Genomic DNA, 15,308 nt, shown 5'->3' on the forward strand with positions numbered 1-15,308 from the left:
GTGCCGCCATGCCCGCCGCCGTCGTCCCTGCGCACGCAGGGACCCATACCGCGGAATCTATCGGCTAACGGCGGTAGGAGTACCGAACCACTAGTCCGCGCCAAACTCCTCCCTGGGGTTATGGGTCCCTGCGTGCGCAGGGACGACACCGAAGGTGTGGCGCCAATATTGGCCTTGCCGCAGAAACAAATGCCCGGGACCAAGCCCGGGCATCCGCATCCTCGATGTTCGCAGAAAGCCGCCTACGCCCCCATCGCCGGCATCCGCGGATATTCGCCGGGGGTGCCCGCCGGCGGGATCGGGATGCCGCCGTCGGAATATTCGTTGAGCTTGTTGCGCAGCGTGCGGATCGAGATGCCGAGGATGTTGGCGGCATGGGTCCGGTTGCCGAGGCAGTGCTTCAGCGTCTCCAGGATCAGGTCGCGCTCGACATCGGCCACGGTGCGTCCCACCAGCGCGCGCGTCACTTGCTCGGCGGCCATCGTGGCGTGGGCCACGGCGGGGGGCGTCTTGGCGAGGTCGAGGCGGTCGCCGTCCGGCGTGATGATGGCGTCGGCACCGATCTCGTCGCCCTGCGCCATCAGTACCGCGCGGTGCATGGTGTTCTCGAGCTCGCGGACGTTGCCCTGCCAGCGGTTGGCCGAGAGCACGCGGCGGGCTTCCGCCGAGATCGGGCGCAGCGGCACGCCGTTGGCCTCGGCGTATTTCTTCACGAAATGCTGGGCGAGCTCCAGAATGTCGGCGGGGCGCTCGCGCAGCGGCGGGATCTTCAGGTTCACGACGTTGAGGCGGAACAGCAGGTCTTCGCGGAACGTGCCTTCGCGCACCGCTTCCGCGAGGTTGCGGTTCGAGGTCGCGATGATGCGGATGTCGACCGGAACCGGCTTGGTGCCGCCGACGCGGTCGATCACGCGCTCCTGGATGGCGCGCAGCAGCTTGGATTGCAGGCGGACGTCCATCTCGGAGATTTCGTCGAGCAGCAGCGTGCCGCCAGTGGCCTCCTCGAACTTGCCGATGCGGCGGGCGATCGCGCCGGTGAAGGCGCCCTTCTCGTGGCCGAACAGCTCGGATTCCAGGAGATGCTCGGGAATAGCCGCGCAGTTGATCGAGATGAAGGGACGCTTGGCGCGGGCCGAGCGGGTGTGGACGTAGCGGGCCAGCACTTCCTTGCCGGTGCCGGACTCGCCGGTGATCATCACCGAGGCGTCGGAGCCCGCGATCTGCTGCGCCAGCTTGATCACCTTCGCCATCGCCTCGTCGCGATAGACCAGCTCGCGGGAATCGTTGGCGACGGCGGCCAGCACCGCGGCGATCAGCTCGGGGTCGGGCGGCAGCGGGATGTATTCCTTGGCGCCGGCATGGATCGCCGCGACCGCGGCGCGGGCGTCGTTGGTGATGCCGCAGGCGACGATCGGAGCGTGGATGTGCTCGGCTTCGAGCCGCAGCACGAGGTCGCGGATGTCGAGGGCGACGTCGACCAGCAGGAGATCGGCGCCCTTGCCGCCGCGCAGCACCCGCATCGCCTGCTCGTGATCCTCGGCATGGGTCACGGTGGCGCCGTTCTCCATCGCGATCTTGGTGGCGGTGGTGAGCTGGCCCTTCAATGTGCCAACGATGAGAAGCCGCATGTCAGTCTCCTGTCCGTCTGGTCGCGCTGCCGCGCGTCATGTCCTTGCGTGTCGTGTCAGCCGCGTTCGGCCTTGATGATTTCCGTCATGGTGACGCCGAGCTTGTCCTCGACCAGGACGACTTCGCCGCGGGCGACCAGCTTGTTGTTGACGTAGATGTCGATGGCTTCGCCGACGCGGCGGTCGAGCTCGAGCACGGTGCCGGGCCCGAGCTTCAACAGCTCGCTGACGTCCATCTTGGAGCGGCCGAGCACGGCCGAGACCTGTACCGGCACGTCGAACACGGCCTCGAGGTCGGCGGCGGCACGCGCCGCATATTCGTCCTCGTTGTAGCCGACGTCCGTGCCGGTGGGCGGCATCGGGCCGTTGAGATCGGGCAGCGGGACCTGTCCGTCGGTGTCGCTCATGGGTTAACTCCCCCTGCGGGACGCGACATAGCGTCCGACCATTTCGTCGATCTTGGCCGCGATGGCGCCGCGCTCCAGCACGACGCCGCCATCGGCCCATTCGATCCGGCAGTCGCCGGTGGCGATCTCCGGCTCGGCCAGGATCACCAGCCGGCCCTCGAAGCCGCTCTGCTTGGCGAGCCGCTCGATCTTCTCGCGGGCGGCGTCGTAGAGCGCATCGTTGATGCGGACGACGAGATGCGGCGTCGCGACCAGATGCGAGAAGCAGTCCTTGACCAGCGCCACGATCTCGCCGAGCGGCTCGGCGGCGACGAGGTCGGCGCAGAGCTTGCGCGCCACCGCGACCGCGACGTCGACCGCCTCGGTCTCCATCTTGGTTTCGATGTTGCCGATACCGGCCGCGATGCCGCGAATGCCGATGTTGATCTCTTCCATGGCGAGCGCGACGCGGCGGTCGCTCTCGGCCTTGGCTTCGCGCTGGCCGGCGGCGAAGCCTTCCTGATAGGAGCGCGCCTCGGCTTCCGCGACCTTCTGGGCGATCTCGGCCGCGGTCGCAGCCTTCTCGCGCGTCGCGCGCTCGGGCGCCGCGAAGTCGGTATCGAACAGGAATTTCGCCGGAGCCGCCATCAATACACCAGTTCGTCGTCGGCGCGGTTCTTGGTCAGCATGATCTCGCCCTTGGCGGCGAGGTCCTTGGCGAGGTTGACCAGCAGCGCCTGGGCCTCGTCGACGTCGCGCAGGCGGACCGGGCCCATCGCCGCCATGTCGTCCTGGAGCATCTTGGCCGCGCGCGAGGACATGTTGCCGAAGAAGAAGTTGCGGACGTCCTCGTTGGCGCTCTTGAGCGCGACGCCGAGCTTGTCCTTGTCGACGTTGCGCATCAGGGTCTGGGCCGATCCGGAATCGAGCTTGACGAGGTCGTCGAAGGTGAACATCAGCGCCTTGATGCGCTCGGCGGATTCCCGGTTGTCCTCCTCCAGGGAGGTGATGAAGCGGGTTTCGGTCTGGCGATCGAAATTGTTGAAGATTTCAGCCATCACCTCGTGGGCGTCGCGGCGGCGGGTCTGGGACAGGTTGGACATGAATTCGGTGCGCAGCGTCTTCTCCACGCTCTCGATCACCTCCTTCTGAACCGCCTCCATCTTCAGCATGCGGTTGACGACGTCGAGCGCGAGCTCCTCGGGGAAGATGCCGAGCACGCGCGCGGCGTGCTCCGGCTTCAGCTTCGACAGCACCACCGCGATGGTCTGCGGATACTCGTTCTTGAGATAGTTGGCGAGAACCTCTTCCTGCACGTTGGAGAGCTTCTCCCACATGTTGCGCCCGGCGGGGCCGCGGATCTCGTCCATGATGCCGTTGACGCGCTCCGGCGGCAGGTATTGCTGCAGCAGGCGCTCGGTGGCGTCGAAATTGCCCATCAGCGCGCCCGAGGCCGACATGCGCGAGACGAATTCGAGCAGCATGTCCTCGACGGTGTCGACCTCGACGGTGCCGAGCGTCGACATTTCCAGCGAGAGCTGGCGCACCTCGTCGTCGTCGAGCAGGCCCCAGATCTTGCCGCCATATTGCTCGCCGAGCGCGAGCATCAGGATCGCGGCGCGGCGGGGGCCGGTCAGTTGTGCCGCGCCCTTGCCTTCGGCGGCGCGGCTGCCGGCACGCTGGCCGAGCGTGGAGATCACGCTGGTGATGTCGTTGGAGTTGGCGTTCTGCAAACTGGCGGCCATGTCAGATCACTTCTTGATGCACTTGGCGTGGGTTACTTGGTCGGCTCGGTGAGCCACTGGCGGATGATGGCGACGGTTTCGTTGGGGTTGCGCTCGGCGAGCTCGCCGACGCGGTGAACGGACTGGGCGTGGACCTGGCCCTGGATGGTGGCGACGTCGATGGCGCTCGCGGCACCGCTCGGCAGCATCGCCTGGCCGCTGGCCGGTGCCGCCTCTTCCGAAGCCGCGGGACCAGCGAGGACGCCGGAGATGGCGGCGGCGACGTCGTCGGAGGCGAGGATGCGCTTGACCAGCGGGCGGATCACCAGGAACAGCACGACCAGGCCGAGCAGCATCATCACGCCGAGCTCGACGAAGTACATGACGTCGTCCTTGGTGAACTGCAGCATGCCGAGAAGGCCGCCGGGCTCGCCGATCGGAGCGGTGGAGGGCGCATCGGCAAAGCGCAGATTGACGACCTCGACCTGGTCGCCGCGCTTCTGGTCGAAGCCGATGGCCGAGCGCACCAGCGCGGCGATGCGGTCGAGCTGCTCCTTGTTGCGGTCCTGATAGGCCAGCTCGCCCTTGTCGTTCTTGGAATAGATGCCGTCGACCAGCACCGCGACCGAGATGCGGTTGACCCGGCCGGCCTCGGTCACCTCGGTCTTGGTGGTGCGGGAGATCTCGTAATTGTTGGTCTCCTCGGTCTTCTTGCTCTGGTCCTTGGCCGTGGGGCCGCTGTTCTGCTGGTTGCCGGGCAGCTCGTTATTGACGGTGACCTGGCCGTTGTTGTCGGCGGTCATGCTCTGTTCTTCGCGGGTCTGGCTGGAGCGCAGCACCCGACCTTCGGGATCGTACTTGTCCGAGGTCTGGGTGACCTTGTTGAAGTCGAAATCGGCGGAGAGCTGCACGCGGGCGCGGCCCGAGCCGACCACGGAGGAGACGATGTCCTCGACCTGCTTGCGCATCCGCTTCTCGAAGTTGATGCGGCGCTCGTCGCCGACCGCCTGCTCCGGATCGGTCGCCGCGCCGTCGGCGAGCAGCTGGCCGGCCTCGTCGACGATCGAGACCCGCTGCGGCTTCAGGCCGTTGACGGCGGAGGCGACGAGGTGGCGGATGGCGCGGATCTGCTGGGCTTCCAGCGAGCCGCGGACGCGCACCACGATCGAGGCCGACGGCTCCGGCGCCTCGCGTGCGAACAGCGGGCGCTCCGGCAGCACCAGGTGGACGCGGGCGGCCTGGATGCGGTCGATGGCGCGGATGGTGCGGGCGAGCTCGCCTTCCAGCGCGCGAAGGTGGTTGATGTTCTGGACGAAAGAAGTGGTGCCGAGCGCGTCGGACTTGTCGAACACCTCGTAGCCGACGCCGCCGCCCTTGGGCAGGCCGCCTTCGGCGAGCTTCATCCTGAGACGCGTGACCTTGTCCTTGGGCACCATGATGATGGAGCCCTCGTTGCGGATCTCGAACTGGATGCCCTGGCGTTCCAGGTCCTTGATGATGCCGGAGGAATCCTCGACGCTGAGGTCGGTGAACAGCGTCGTCATCTGCGGCGTGGTGACGCGCATGATGACGAACGCGAAGAAGCCGATGAGCGCGGCGGTGACCGCGATCATCGCCCCGAATCGGGCGGCGCCGATACTCTTCAGAAAGTCCGCAAGACCTTGCAAGCAACCGCCCCAACAGATTCGGCCGCTTTCACTGGAAGGGCCGACTGGGCAATTATTGCCTAGGGGATGGTTTCGATATGGTTAACGAAGGTTAAGAGGTCGGACAAAAGTCGCGCCAAAGTGCGATATGAAAAAAATCGGCCTCGCTTTGCGAGGCCGATTTTCGTCAAAAGCCGCAGATTTCCGGGATTGCCTACTGGCGATATTGCTGGATACGGGTGGTGCGCAGACCCGCCAGACCATGCTGGTCGATGGAAAACTGCCAGGAGAGGAATTCGTCGACCGTCAGGGTATAACGGCTGCAGGCCTCCTCGAGCGAGAGAAGTCCACCACGGACAGCGGCGACGACTTCGGCCTTGCGGCGGATGACCCAGCGTTTGGTGCCGGGTGCAGGCAGATCCGCGATCGTCAACGGACTGCCGTCCGGCCCGATGACGTATTTTACCCTCGGGCGATGGGGTTCTGTCATGGCGTACTCACAAACTCTCAACCACTGAACTCACATCCGTAACCCTACGCCCGGCGGCTTAAAAATCCGCTAAGCCTAAGGCTTCAATACAATTCTCGTTGAAAATGCCGGAACGACGCCGTGTCGGCCGGCGGGACGGTGGCATCCGGGCCGGTCGAGGGGGTCTTGTTAATACTTTACTAACGAATGAGCGGGCGCGCAGTGGCGCTAGACTGCCCCTCGATGTCGTCCCTGCGAACGCAGGGACCCATACCGCGTGATTCCTCGATGAGACGCGGGTCGCAGTACCAAGATGATTTCCTAACGACCCATCTTCGCCAAATTTCGTCCTGGGGTTATGGATCCCCGCGTCCGCGGGAATGACAACTTGTGAGGCGGCGAGCGTTCTACGCCATTTAATTGCCAGTCGCGATGATGCTCTTGACCTGGCTGAGCGTGTAGCTGGCGCCGTCGATGGTGAGCAGCGGCGGCGACTGGGTCAGGTCGACCGACGACACCACGCCCTGCACCTGCGCGGCGATGCCGACATTGTTGTTCGCGACATCCTTGCCGGTGGCCGAGATCGTGTACTTGCCGTCGGGCCATTGGGTGCCGTCATTGCCCATGCCGTTCCAGGTGAACGGAATGTCGTTGCCGGCGGCCGCGGTGTACTTGCCGTTGAACACGGTCTGGCCGCTCGAATTGGCGATGGAGATCTCGACCGTGGAGTCGGTCGGCACGTTGAGATGCCAGGTGGCCGTCGAATTCGTCATGCTCGCGGTGGTGCCGTCGACCAGGGCGGTCTTGCCGACGAAGCCCAGCGCCTGGGTTGCCTGCGTGGTCTGCTGCAGGGCGACGAGCTGGGCCAGTGCATCGTTGGTCTTGAGCTGCTGCTCGACGCCGGCGAACTGCACCAGCTGCTGGGTGAACTGGTTGGTGTCGAGCGGATCCAGCGGGTTCTGGTTCTGCAGCTGCGTCGTCAGCAGCGTCAGGAAGGTCTGGAAGTTGCCGGCGAGCGTCGATCCCGTGGTCGAGCTCAGCGTGTTCGACGAGGAGGATTTCGGCAGCTCGGTCGTCCCGGAGACGACGCTGGGGGCCGTGGCGCCAGTCGTGGTGGTCATGTCGAATACTCCTTACACTCTGATATCGACGCCGCTGCTCGGCCCGTACATGCGGCCATAGCTGCGGCCGACGGGCGCGGCGGCGGTGTCGTCCTCGCTGATGATCAGCCGGCGGGCATTGCCGCCATTGTCGTTGTTCTGGCCGGAATTCTGGCCCGACGAATTCTGGTCGCGCAGGCTGAAGGACAGCCCGTTGCTGCCGGTCTTGAGGCCGGCATCGTCGAGCGCGCGCTGCAATTGCGGCGCGTCCTGGCGCAGCATCTGCAGCGTCTCCGGCTTCTCCACGGTGAGATGCGAGGTGACGTTGCCGGCGCGGTCGACATTGATGCGCACGTCGATGCGGCCGAGCTCGGCCGGATCGAGGCTGATGTCGAACCGGGACTTGCCGGAGCGGATCGCGGCTGCGATCTCGACCGGCACGCCGTTGATCGGCACCGCCGCAGAGCTGGCCGCGGTCGCGGTCAGCGTCGCGGTCGATGCGGACGCGGTCGAGGTCGTGTTGGTCAGCGGTGCCTGCATGGCGGAGGCGGCTTGCGCGCTCGCGTCAGTGGTGTTGAAGGCGGCGTGCGCATTGGCATGGGCCTGGGCGGCCGGTGCGGCCGGGATCGCGTCGGCCGGCCGGTCTGCGGCGCCGGGCTTGGCCTCGGTCGCGGCGCCGTCTGCCTGCGGCTTCGAGTCCTGCGGATGCGCGGCGTTGGCGGCCGTCGGGCCCGTTGCCTGCGTCGGGGAGGCGTTGCCGGTGCCCTGGCCGATATTGGAGACGTCGGACTGCCCCTGCGCGGTGACGACGGCCTCGAACGAGGCCTTCGGCGTGCCCGGATGGACGGGGATCAGTCCGCCGTTCGGCTTGGCCTCGGCCGTAACCTCGCCAGTGGCGCCGGTCGCGGCATCGGCCAGCGTCGCCGAGGTGTCGGCATCGACCTGGGCGCCGGCGGTCTTGGCGCTCTTGTCGCCCGGCGTTGCGGTGTCGGTCGTGCTGCCCGCGATCTGCGCCGCGGTTGAGGCACTGGCGGCAAGGCCGGCGGCGGCGATCGTCAGCGGCGAGGAGGTGGCGGCCTGGTTCGCCGCCGCGTTCGGATCGGTTGGGACCACCGGCGCGGCAACCACGATCGCGTTCGGATCCGGCAGGACCGCCTGCGCTGCGTCGGCCGGCGCGGCATCGACGGCGGCCGCGAGCCCATCGGCGGCCTCGGTCTTGTCGCCCTTGGTCTCCTCGGAGGCATCGGCCGATTTGGCGTCGGAGGTCTCGGACTTGTCCTTGATCTTGCCGGCGTCCTTGGTGGAATCGGTGGTGGTATCGCTCGTCTCGTCGGCCTTGGTGGACGCCGGCGCATCGGTGTCGTCGCTCGCCTTGGTTTGCGAGGGATGATCCGTCGATGAGGACTCGCGCGGGCCCTTGTCCGCGGAGGACGATTCGCTTCGCCGCGGCGCGCTGTCCTCGGCCTGCGCGGCCGCGTTGGCGTTGACCGCCTGGGTGTTGCTGTCGACCAGCGAGCCGAAGGAATCGTTCGCGGACGCCTCTTTAGCACTCTGCGACCGGGCAGGCTTTTGCTGCGCGCTCGAAACTTGCACGCTTGCCGCGACATCTGACGTACGACCGACCACAGGCAACCCCTTGGAAACATCTGCGGCATCAGGGGAGCAAGGAGCGGGCCAGTGCCGCTGCGGGAATATTTATATAATGAAATCAATATCTTAAAGATTTGCAGGCGCTGCTGCCGGACCCGCCGCAGCCCCGCCATTTCTGCCTCCCCGGCAAGAATTGCCCTAAGCCGGCCGCCCGCGTGATTGCTTCACCGGAATGCCGCCTATATTAAAGAGGTTACTCTCAGCCGCTTTCGACCGGGCAATCGTGCCTTTCGGGAACTTGAGTTCCCGGGGATCGCCGATGTCCCGCGAGAGGCAAAAAATCGCGGATCGCCGCGCGCTGCCGTCACAACCCCAACAGGCCCATGCTCAACAGTCTGGATCTCGAAGGCCGTCCCGAGGACACCAGGGTCGTCGTCGCCATGTCGGGCGGCGTCGATTCCTCGACGACGGCTGCGCTTCTGAAGGCGGAAGGCTACGACGTCGTCGGCATCACGCTGCAGCTCTACGACCATGGCGCGGCAACCCACCGCAAGGGCGCCTGCTGCGCCGGCCAGGACATCCACGACGCCCGCGACGTCGCCGCCAAGCTCGGCATTCCCCATTACGTGCTCGATTACGAGGACCGCTTCCGCGAATCCGTCATCGACAATTTCGCCGATAGCTACGCGCTCGGCGAGACGCCGGTGCCGTGCATCGAGTGCAACCGCAGCGTCAAGTTCCGCGATCTCCTGAAGACCGCGCGCGAGCTCGGGGCGCAGGCGCTCGCCACCGGCCATTATGTCGCCTCGCGCCGCCGCGAGGACGGCTCGCGCGCGCTGGTCTGCGCGGCCGACGCCGACCGCGACCAGAGCTATTTCCTGTTCGCGACCACGCAGGAACAGCTCGACTTCCTGCGCTTTCCGCTCGGCGACATGACCAAGCCGGAGACGCGCGAACTCGCGCGCCGCTTTGGCCTTAGCGTCGCCGACAAGCACGACAGCCAGGACATCTGCTTCGTGCCGACCGGGCGCTACACCGACATCATCACGCGCCTGCGGCCGAACGCGATGGACCCCGGCGAGATCGTCGATCTCGATGGACACGTGCTCGGCCGCCACAACGGCATCGCCAATTTCACCGTCGGCCAGCGCCGCGGCCTCGGCATCGCCGCATCCGCGCCGCTGTACGTGGTGCGGCTGGAGGCCGCGACCCGCCGCGTCGTCGTCGGCCCGCGCGATGCGCTGAAGATGCACCGCATCGCACTTCGCGACGTCAACTGGATCGGCGACGGCGACATCGACCGCGCCATCGGCGGCGGTCTCGAACTGTTCGTGCGCGTGCGCTCGACCCGCAGCCCCCAGCCGGCCTGGCTGCGCGGCGCAGGCGGCCATTACGAGGTCGAGCTCGTCGCCGGCGAGGAGGGCGTCTCGCCCGGCCAGGCCTGCGTGTTCTACGACGCAGCCAGCGGCCAGGCGCGCGTGCTCGGCGGCGGCTTCATCCAGAGCGCCGCCGCGAAGCAGGGCACCGCGACATCGCGCCCGCTCGCGGAAGCGGTGCGCGGCTGAGCGCAATGAGATCGAGCCCGACTGTCGCCAAGGAAAAGGTGCGCCCCCTCTCCCGCTCTTGTCCGCCGAAGCCTTGGCGAAGGCGGATGCGGGGGAGGGTTGGGGAGGGAGCTCTCTCCACACGCGATATATCGCGAGCGGAAAAAGCCCTCACCCGCCACGCTCTTGCGAGCGTGTCGACCTTTCCCGCAAGCGGGAGAGGCACTAGACCGAGTTCGGGGTTGACTTCGATCTCACCAATGATCGTCCGGTGTAGTTAAGAGTATCAGGCAGGGCAGGGGGCATGGCAGCAGACATCTCGCGGGCCGGGGTCGAGAAGGCCTATGGCCGCTGGGCGCCGGTCTATGATCTCGTGTTCGGCAAGGTGTTCGACGCCGGACGGCAGTCGACCATCGCCGAGGCCGACCGCATCGGCGGCCGCGTCCTCGACGTCGGCGTTGGCACCGGGCTGTCGCTGTCCGATTATTCGCGCACCACCAAGATCTGCGGCGTCGACATTTCCGAGCCGATGCTGCGCAAGGCGCAGGCGCGCGTGCGCACGCTTCGGCTCTCCAACGTCGAGGTGCTCTCGGTGATGGATGCGAAGAACCTCGCCTTCCCATCAGACTTCTTCGACGCGGTGGTGGCGCAATACGTCATCACCGCCGTGCCCGATCCCGAGGGCACGCTCGACGAGTTCGTGCGGGTGCTCAAGCCGGGCGGCGAGCTGATCCTGGTCAACCACATCGGCGCCGAGAGCGGTCCGCGCAAATTGTTCGAGCTCGCCTTCGCGCCGATCGCCCGCCGCCTCGGCTGGCGCCCGGAATTCCCGTGGGCCCGGCTCGAGGGCTGGGCGGCCAGGCACGGCGGCATCACATTGGCCGAGCGCCGCCCCATGCCGCCGATGGGGCACTTTTCGCTGATCCGCTACCGCAAATCGTGATCATGCCGCGGGAACACGCGCCGAGGCCGGCGCGTTCCCTCCCCATGCGCACGACATCAAACATCATCCTGGCCAGCCTGCTGATCGCCGCCTCTGCACCGGCGATCGCGCAGGCTCCGCCCGCCCCGGCGACGCCGCCGCAAGCGACCGCGCCGCCATCCCCGCAACGTGCCGCCGGCTGTGCCCCATCCGACCGGCTCGCCACCACCCCGGACGGCACCACCACCGGCCAGTCCCGGGAACCGCTCGGCGACAAGCTCGCCAAGACCGACGGCGTGCTCTGCCCGCCCTCGGGTGTCGATCCCGACATGCACGCCCCCGCGCCCAGCACCGGGGCCAACACCCCGGTCATCCCGCCTCCGGGCAGCCCGGGCGGCGACCCGAACGTGCGGCCGAAATAGGCCTCGCTGCCATCCCCTAACGACCGTCATGCCCGGGCTTGTCCCGGGCATCCACGTTCTTGGTGACGCAAAGCAAGGCGTGGATGGCCGGGACGAGCCCGGCCGTGACGAACTCATTGAAAAGAGGCCGTATTCACAAGGCGGCTTCCCCCGTCATAGCCTTGCCGAGGGCTGAAAAAGCCGGCCGCTTTGCTTGACTTCCCGCCGCCCCCTTCCTTATATGCCGCGCGTTCGCGAGATCGGCCTCATTCGCCGCCGCGATCCCTGTGGCGGGGTAGCTCAGCTGGTTAGAGCACGGGAATCATAATCCTGGGGTCGGGGGTTCGAGTCCCTCCCCCGCTACCAAGCACAGCCAAGCAGCTGATATTCCTGAGAATCTAGTGCGATCGGCCCCCTGCCGACCGGTTGCATCATGCTCGTCGCATCGCTCTCGTGGCTGCTGGCGACCCGCGCCGCTCGCACTGCATCGATCCGCAATCAGGTGCAGCGTGTTGGAAATGTCCGACCATCTTGAACTCGCAGTGCTTCATCGGAGCGGCGGCGGAAGCCCCGCGAAGAAGGAACGGTACACGTTCGATTTTGTCGTCAACGGGCAATCTCTCTTTGCTGTCACCGGTGCTGCCAGCTTCGATTTGGCCGGTTGTCTTTCGGTCCCTCAACGAGAGCCCGAGCTTTCCCTTCGCTTCAACGACGAACTCGCGCAACGTCTGACGGCCGTTCCGATCGGCGGGAGTTACCGCGTAGCTCTGTATGTTTGTCCGGAATGCGGAGATCTCGCGTGCGGAGCAATCACGGCGCTCGTGTCGCGGAGCGACGGCGTCGTGCATTGGTCCGAGTTTGCGCACGAGAACGGAGATGACAGCGAGGCCAAAATCTCAACGGTCGGCCCCTTCGCGTTCGACTGGACATCGTACGTGGCTGAAATAGAACGAGCTTGCGCTGCACGATAACGGGTAGAACACTTGCGAAACCCATCACGCTTTACGTCGGGTGGTATCGATGGGTTTCGCTTCACTCTACCGCTCATGCGGGGCTGGCCGCTCTCCATCTGTTGATGCGCAAGATCATCCGTGCTGCGGCGGAATGGAGCTCCCGTCGCACAGTCCGCTATTGCTCTCTGCCTTGATGGCCGGCATCCTCGGATCAATCGCGCGGAAAAGCGACCCCGACGAAGGTCCGGCGCGAGGGGAGGTGTGGGCCATGTTGGCGTTGCGGATCGTCGTGCAGCCCAGTGCGCCCGAATTGATGCTCGCTCCCACCGTGGAGGCGTTCGCCCCAAAATGTCCAAGGAAGGAAGCACGCGATGAGGATGATCAAAGGGCCTGCGATATTTCTCGCTCAGTTCGCGGGCGATGCGGCGCCGTTCAATTCGCTCGATGCAATCTGCGGATGGGCGGCCTCGCTGGGCTACAAGGGGATTCAGATTCCGAGCTGGGACGGGCGGCTGTTCGACCTGACCAAGGCCTCGGAGTCCCAGAGCTATGCCGACGAGGTGAAGGGGATTGCGGCGCGACACGGCCTTGCCATCACCGAGCTGTCGACCCATTTGCAAGGCCAGCTCGTCGCCGTTCACCCGGCCTATGATGCGGCCTTCGACGGCTTCGCCGCGCCGGAGGTGCGTGGCAACCCCAAGGCCCGCACCGAATGGGCGGTGGATCAGGTCAGGCGCGCCATCCTGGCGTCGCGGCGGCTCGGGCTCAGCGCCCAGGCGACGTTCTCCGGCGCGCTGGCCTGGCCCTACGTCTATCCCTGGCCGCAGCGTCCCGCCGGCCTGATCGAGACCGCCTTCGACGAGCTCGCCAGGCGCTGGCGGCCGATTCTCGACTATGCCGACGAGCAGGGTGTCGATCTCGCCTACGAGATCCATCCTGGCGAGGACCTTCACGACGGTGTCTCCTACGAAATGTTCCTCGAACGGGTGAACAACCATCCGCGCGCGAACCTGCTCTACGATCCCTCGCACTTCGTGCTGCAACAGCTCGACTATCTCGACTACATCGACATCTACCACCAGCGCATCAAGGCGTTTCACGTCAAGGACGCCGAGTTCAATCCGACCGGCCGCCAGGGCGTCTATGGCGGGTTCCAGAGCTGGGTCGACCGCGCCGGCCGCTTTCGCTCGCTCGGCGACGGCCAGGTCGATTTCGGCGCAATCTTCTCCAAGCTCACGCAATACGATTACGGCAGCTGGGCGGTGCTCGAGTGGGAGTGTGCCCTGAAACACCCCGAGCAAGGCGCGCGCGAGGGCGCCGAGTTCATCCGCAACCACATCATCGAGGTGACGGAGAAGGCCTTCGACGATTTCGCCGGCAGCGGTACCGATGCGGCCGCCAACCGCAAGATGCTCGGCATCTCCTGAACGAAAGGCTGCAACATGGCGATCGAAGCAAGCGGTGAAACCGGCGGCCATCGCCGCATCCGTCTCGGCATGGTCGGCGGCGGCCAGGGCGCGTTCATCGGTGCCGTCCACCGCATTGCCGCGCGCATCGACGACCAGTTCGAGCTGGTGGCCGGCGCGCTGTCGTCGGATCCAATTCGCGCCAAGACCTCCGCGAAGGAGCTCGGCATCGCCGACGGCCGGGCCTATGGCTCGTTCGAGGAGATGGCGCAGGCCGAAGCGGCGAGGGCGGACGGCATCGAGGCGGTCGCGATCGTGACGCCCAATCATATGCATAGCCCGGTCGCGAAAGCTTTCCTGGGAGCCGGCATCCACGTCATCTGCGACAAGCCGCTGACCACGACCGTTGCCGAGGCCGAGGAACTGGTGGCGCTGGTCAGGAAGACGGGCCGGATCTTCGTCGTCACGCACAATTACACCGGCTATCCCATGATCCGGCAGGCCCGCGCCATGGTCGCGAACGGCGATCTCGGCGAGATCCGTCTCGTCCAGGCCGAGTATCTGCAGGATTGGCTGACCGAGCCATTGGAGGCCACCGGCCAGAAGCAGGCGGCATGGCGCACGGACCCGTCCCGGTCCGGCGCCGGCGGGTGCATCGGCGACATCGGCACCCACGCCTACAATCTCGCCTGCTTCGTCACCGGGCTCGAGCTCGACGCGCTGCTCGCCCAATTGTCGACCTTCGTCGAGGGCCGGCGGCTCGACGATGACGTGCAGATCTTCCTCAAGTGGAAGGGCGGCGCCAAGGGCATGCTGTGGGCGAGCCAAATCGCCGTCGGCAACGAGAACGGGCTCAAGCTGCGCGTCTACGGCAGCAAGGGCGGTCTCGAATGGGCGCAGGAGAATCCGAACCAGCTCTGGTTCACGCCTTACGGCAAGCCCAAACAGCTACTGACCCGCGGCGGCGCCGGTGCATCGGGCGCGGCGGCGAGGGTCACTCGCATCCCGTCGGGGCACCCCGAGGGCTACCTCGAGGGCTTCGCGACGATCTATGCCGAGGCGGCGCGCGCCATCCGCGCGGCCGCGGCCGGTGAAGAGCCGCCGCCCGACGTTATCTTTCCGACGGTCGAGGATGGCCTCGCAGGCGTGAAGTTGATCGATGCCGCGGTGAAATCGTCTGCGGGCAACGGCGTCTGGGTTCGGATGACCTAAGGCGGTCGCGATGACTTCGCTTCGTCGAGGACCGCCGAGTGAGGACAAATTGCACGGCATTCGCGTGTCGCGTCATGCGACCTCTCGCGGCGTTCTGGCTCCGCACGAACGATACATCAAATGCGAGCAAATGTGCCGCCCTACAATTCGCATTCTGCCTATGGGCTACTTCACACATCCGAACTTTGCGGTCTCACAAATTGCTGACACGGTGCCAAGCGAGTTCCGTTGCTTTGTCTAACTCAGATTGTATGGTGGCCATAAGAGCATTCGGCCTGATCGACGATGTGCGGCCAATCGGCGCTGTCCGCATCTTTGGTGATCATG

General features: G+C 66.1%; 14 protein-coding genes and 1 tRNA gene. 7 read left to right on the plus strand and 8 right to left on the minus strand.

The window, feature by feature from the left end:
* Positions 1–242 precede the first annotated feature (242 nt).
* The 8 genes from DCM79_RS25300 to DCM79_RS25335 form a co-directional block, all read right to left on the minus strand.
* The gene (locus DCM79_RS25300) at positions 243–1,628 is read right to left on the minus strand and encodes a sigma-54-dependent Fis family transcriptional regulator (RefSeq protein WP_028138289.1); all 1,386 of its coding nucleotides are present in this window, start codon (positions 1,626–1,628) and stop codon (positions 243–245) included.
* A 56-nt stretch (positions 1,629–1,684) separates the two neighbouring features.
* Positions 1,685–2,035, minus strand: coding sequence for a flagellar motor switch protein FliN (fliN, locus tag DCM79_RS25305; protein ID WP_028138288.1), 351 nt, complete (start codon positions 2,033–2,035; stop codon positions 1,685–1,687).
* A gap of 3 nt (positions 2,036–2,038) precedes the next feature.
* Positions 2,039–2,662, minus strand: coding sequence for a FliH/SctL family protein (locus DCM79_RS25310; protein WP_257176842.1), 624 nt, complete (start codon positions 2,660–2,662; stop codon positions 2,039–2,041).
* Positions 2,662–3,759, minus strand: a complete 1,098-nt coding sequence (fliG, locus tag DCM79_RS25315; RefSeq protein ID WP_028138286.1) for a flagellar motor switch protein FliG — start codon at positions 3,757–3,759, stop codon at positions 2,662–2,664. Before fliG ends, DCM79_RS25310 begins: the two co-directional genes overlap by 1 nt.
* Before the next feature lie 32 nt (positions 3,760–3,791).
* Complete coding sequence (fliF, locus tag DCM79_RS25320; RefSeq protein ID WP_257176843.1) at positions 3,792–5,405, minus strand: flagellar basal-body MS-ring/collar protein FliF; 1,614 nt, start codon at positions 5,403–5,405, stop codon at positions 3,792–3,794.
* A 193-nt stretch (positions 5,406–5,598) separates the two neighbouring features.
* Positions 5,599–5,874 (minus strand): DUF1153 domain-containing protein, encoded by a 276-nt coding sequence (locus DCM79_RS25325; protein WP_002714638.1) that lies wholly within the window; start codon positions 5,872–5,874, stop codon positions 5,599–5,601.
* A 395-nt stretch (positions 5,875–6,269) separates the two neighbouring features.
* Complete coding sequence (locus DCM79_RS25330; RefSeq protein WP_257176844.1) at positions 6,270–6,974, minus strand: flagellar hook assembly protein FlgD; 705 nt, start codon at positions 6,972–6,974, stop codon at positions 6,270–6,272.
* A 12-nt stretch (positions 6,975–6,986) separates the two neighbouring features.
* Positions 6,987–8,579, minus strand: a complete 1,593-nt coding sequence (locus DCM79_RS25335; protein ID WP_257176845.1) for a flagellar hook-length control protein FliK — start codon at positions 8,577–8,579, stop codon at positions 6,987–6,989.
* Positions 8,580–8,926: 347 nt separating this feature from the next.
* Between DCM79_RS25335 and mnmA the strand changes: the two genes are divergently transcribed.
* From mnmA to DCM79_RS25370, 7 genes are all read left to right on the plus strand, one after another.
* Complete coding sequence (gene mnmA / locus DCM79_RS25340; RefSeq protein WP_257176846.1) at positions 8,927–10,108, plus strand: tRNA 2-thiouridine(34) synthase MnmA; 1,182 nt, start codon at positions 8,927–8,929, stop codon at positions 10,106–10,108.
* Between the two features lie 283 nt (positions 10,109–10,391).
* Positions 10,392–11,030: a class I SAM-dependent methyltransferase gene (locus DCM79_RS25345; protein ID WP_257176847.1), complete on the plus strand. Its 639-nt coding sequence runs from the start codon at positions 10,392–10,394 to the stop codon at positions 11,028–11,030.
* A 44-nt stretch (positions 11,031–11,074) separates the two neighbouring features.
* Positions 11,075–11,431 carry a hypothetical protein gene (locus DCM79_RS25350; protein ID WP_257176848.1) on the plus strand — a complete coding sequence of 119 codons (357 nt, stop codon included), beginning with the start codon at positions 11,075–11,077 and terminating at the stop codon, positions 11,429–11,431.
* Between the two features lie 268 nt (positions 11,432–11,699).
* Positions 11,700–11,776: transfer RNA gene (locus DCM79_RS25355), tRNA-Met, on the plus strand.
* 152 nt (positions 11,777–11,928) lie between these two features.
* On the plus strand, positions 11,929–12,381 hold the full coding sequence (locus tag DCM79_RS25360; RefSeq protein WP_257176849.1) for a hypothetical protein: 453 nt from the start codon (positions 11,929–11,931) through the stop codon (positions 12,379–12,381).
* Positions 12,382–12,734: 353 nt separating this feature from the next.
* A complete protein-coding gene (locus tag DCM79_RS25365; RefSeq protein WP_257176850.1) occupies positions 12,735–13,790 on the plus strand; it encodes a sugar phosphate isomerase/epimerase in 1,056 nt (351 codons plus the stop codon).
* Positions 13,791–13,805: 15 nt separating this feature from the next.
* Entirely contained in the window at positions 13,806–14,981 is a 1,176-nt protein-coding gene (locus tag DCM79_RS25370) for a Gfo/Idh/MocA family protein (protein ID WP_257176851.1), read from the plus strand.
* Positions 14,982–15,308: the final 327 nt, after the last annotated feature.

The sequence above is a fragment of the Bradyrhizobium sp. WBOS07 genome (genome assembly GCF_024585165.1).
GTDB classification, from domain to species: Bacteria; Pseudomonadota; Alphaproteobacteria; order Rhizobiales; family Xanthobacteraceae; genus Bradyrhizobium; species Bradyrhizobium japonicum_B.

Excerpts from the sequence above, each read along its gene's own strand:
- mnmA (WP_257176846.1), top strand. The coding sequence starts at position 8,927 with ATGCTCAACAGTCTGGATCTCGAAGGCCGTCCCGAGGACACCAGGGTC.
- DCM79_RS25330 (WP_257176844.1), bottom strand. The coding sequence starts at position 6,974 with ATGACCACCACGACTGGCGCCACGGCCCCCAGCGTCGTCTCCGGGACG.
- DCM79_RS25300 (WP_028138289.1), bottom strand. The coding sequence starts at position 1,628 with ATGCGGCTTCTCATCGTTGGCACATTGAAGGGCCAGCTCACCACCGCC.
- DCM79_RS25360 (WP_257176849.1), top strand. The coding sequence starts at position 11,929 with ATGTCCGACCATCTTGAACTCGCAGTGCTTCATCGGAGCGGCGGCGGA.
- DCM79_RS25325 (WP_002714638.1), bottom strand. The coding sequence starts at position 5,874 with ATGACAGAACCCCATCGCCCGAGGGTAAAATACGTCATCGGGCCGGAC.
- fliN (WP_028138288.1), bottom strand. The coding sequence starts at position 2,035 with ATGAGCGACACCGACGGACAGGTCCCGCTGCCCGATCTCAACGGCCCG.
- DCM79_RS25350 (WP_257176848.1), top strand. The coding sequence starts at position 11,075 with ATGCGCACGACATCAAACATCATCCTGGCCAGCCTGCTGATCGCCGCC.
- DCM79_RS25310 (WP_257176842.1), bottom strand. The coding sequence starts at position 2,662 with ATGGCGGCTCCGGCGAAATTCCTGTTCGATACCGACTTCGCGGCGCCC.
- DCM79_RS25370 (WP_257176851.1), top strand. The coding sequence starts at position 13,806 with ATGGCGATCGAAGCAAGCGGTGAAACCGGCGGCCATCGCCGCATCCGT.
- DCM79_RS25365 (WP_257176850.1), top strand. The coding sequence starts at position 12,735 with ATGAGGATGATCAAAGGGCCTGCGATATTTCTCGCTCAGTTCGCGGGC.
- fliG (WP_028138286.1), bottom strand. The coding sequence starts at position 3,759 with ATGGCCGCCAGTTTGCAGAACGCCAACTCCAACGACATCACCAGCGTG.
- DCM79_RS25345 (WP_257176847.1), top strand. The coding sequence starts at position 10,392 with ATGGCAGCAGACATCTCGCGGGCCGGGGTCGAGAAGGCCTATGGCCGC.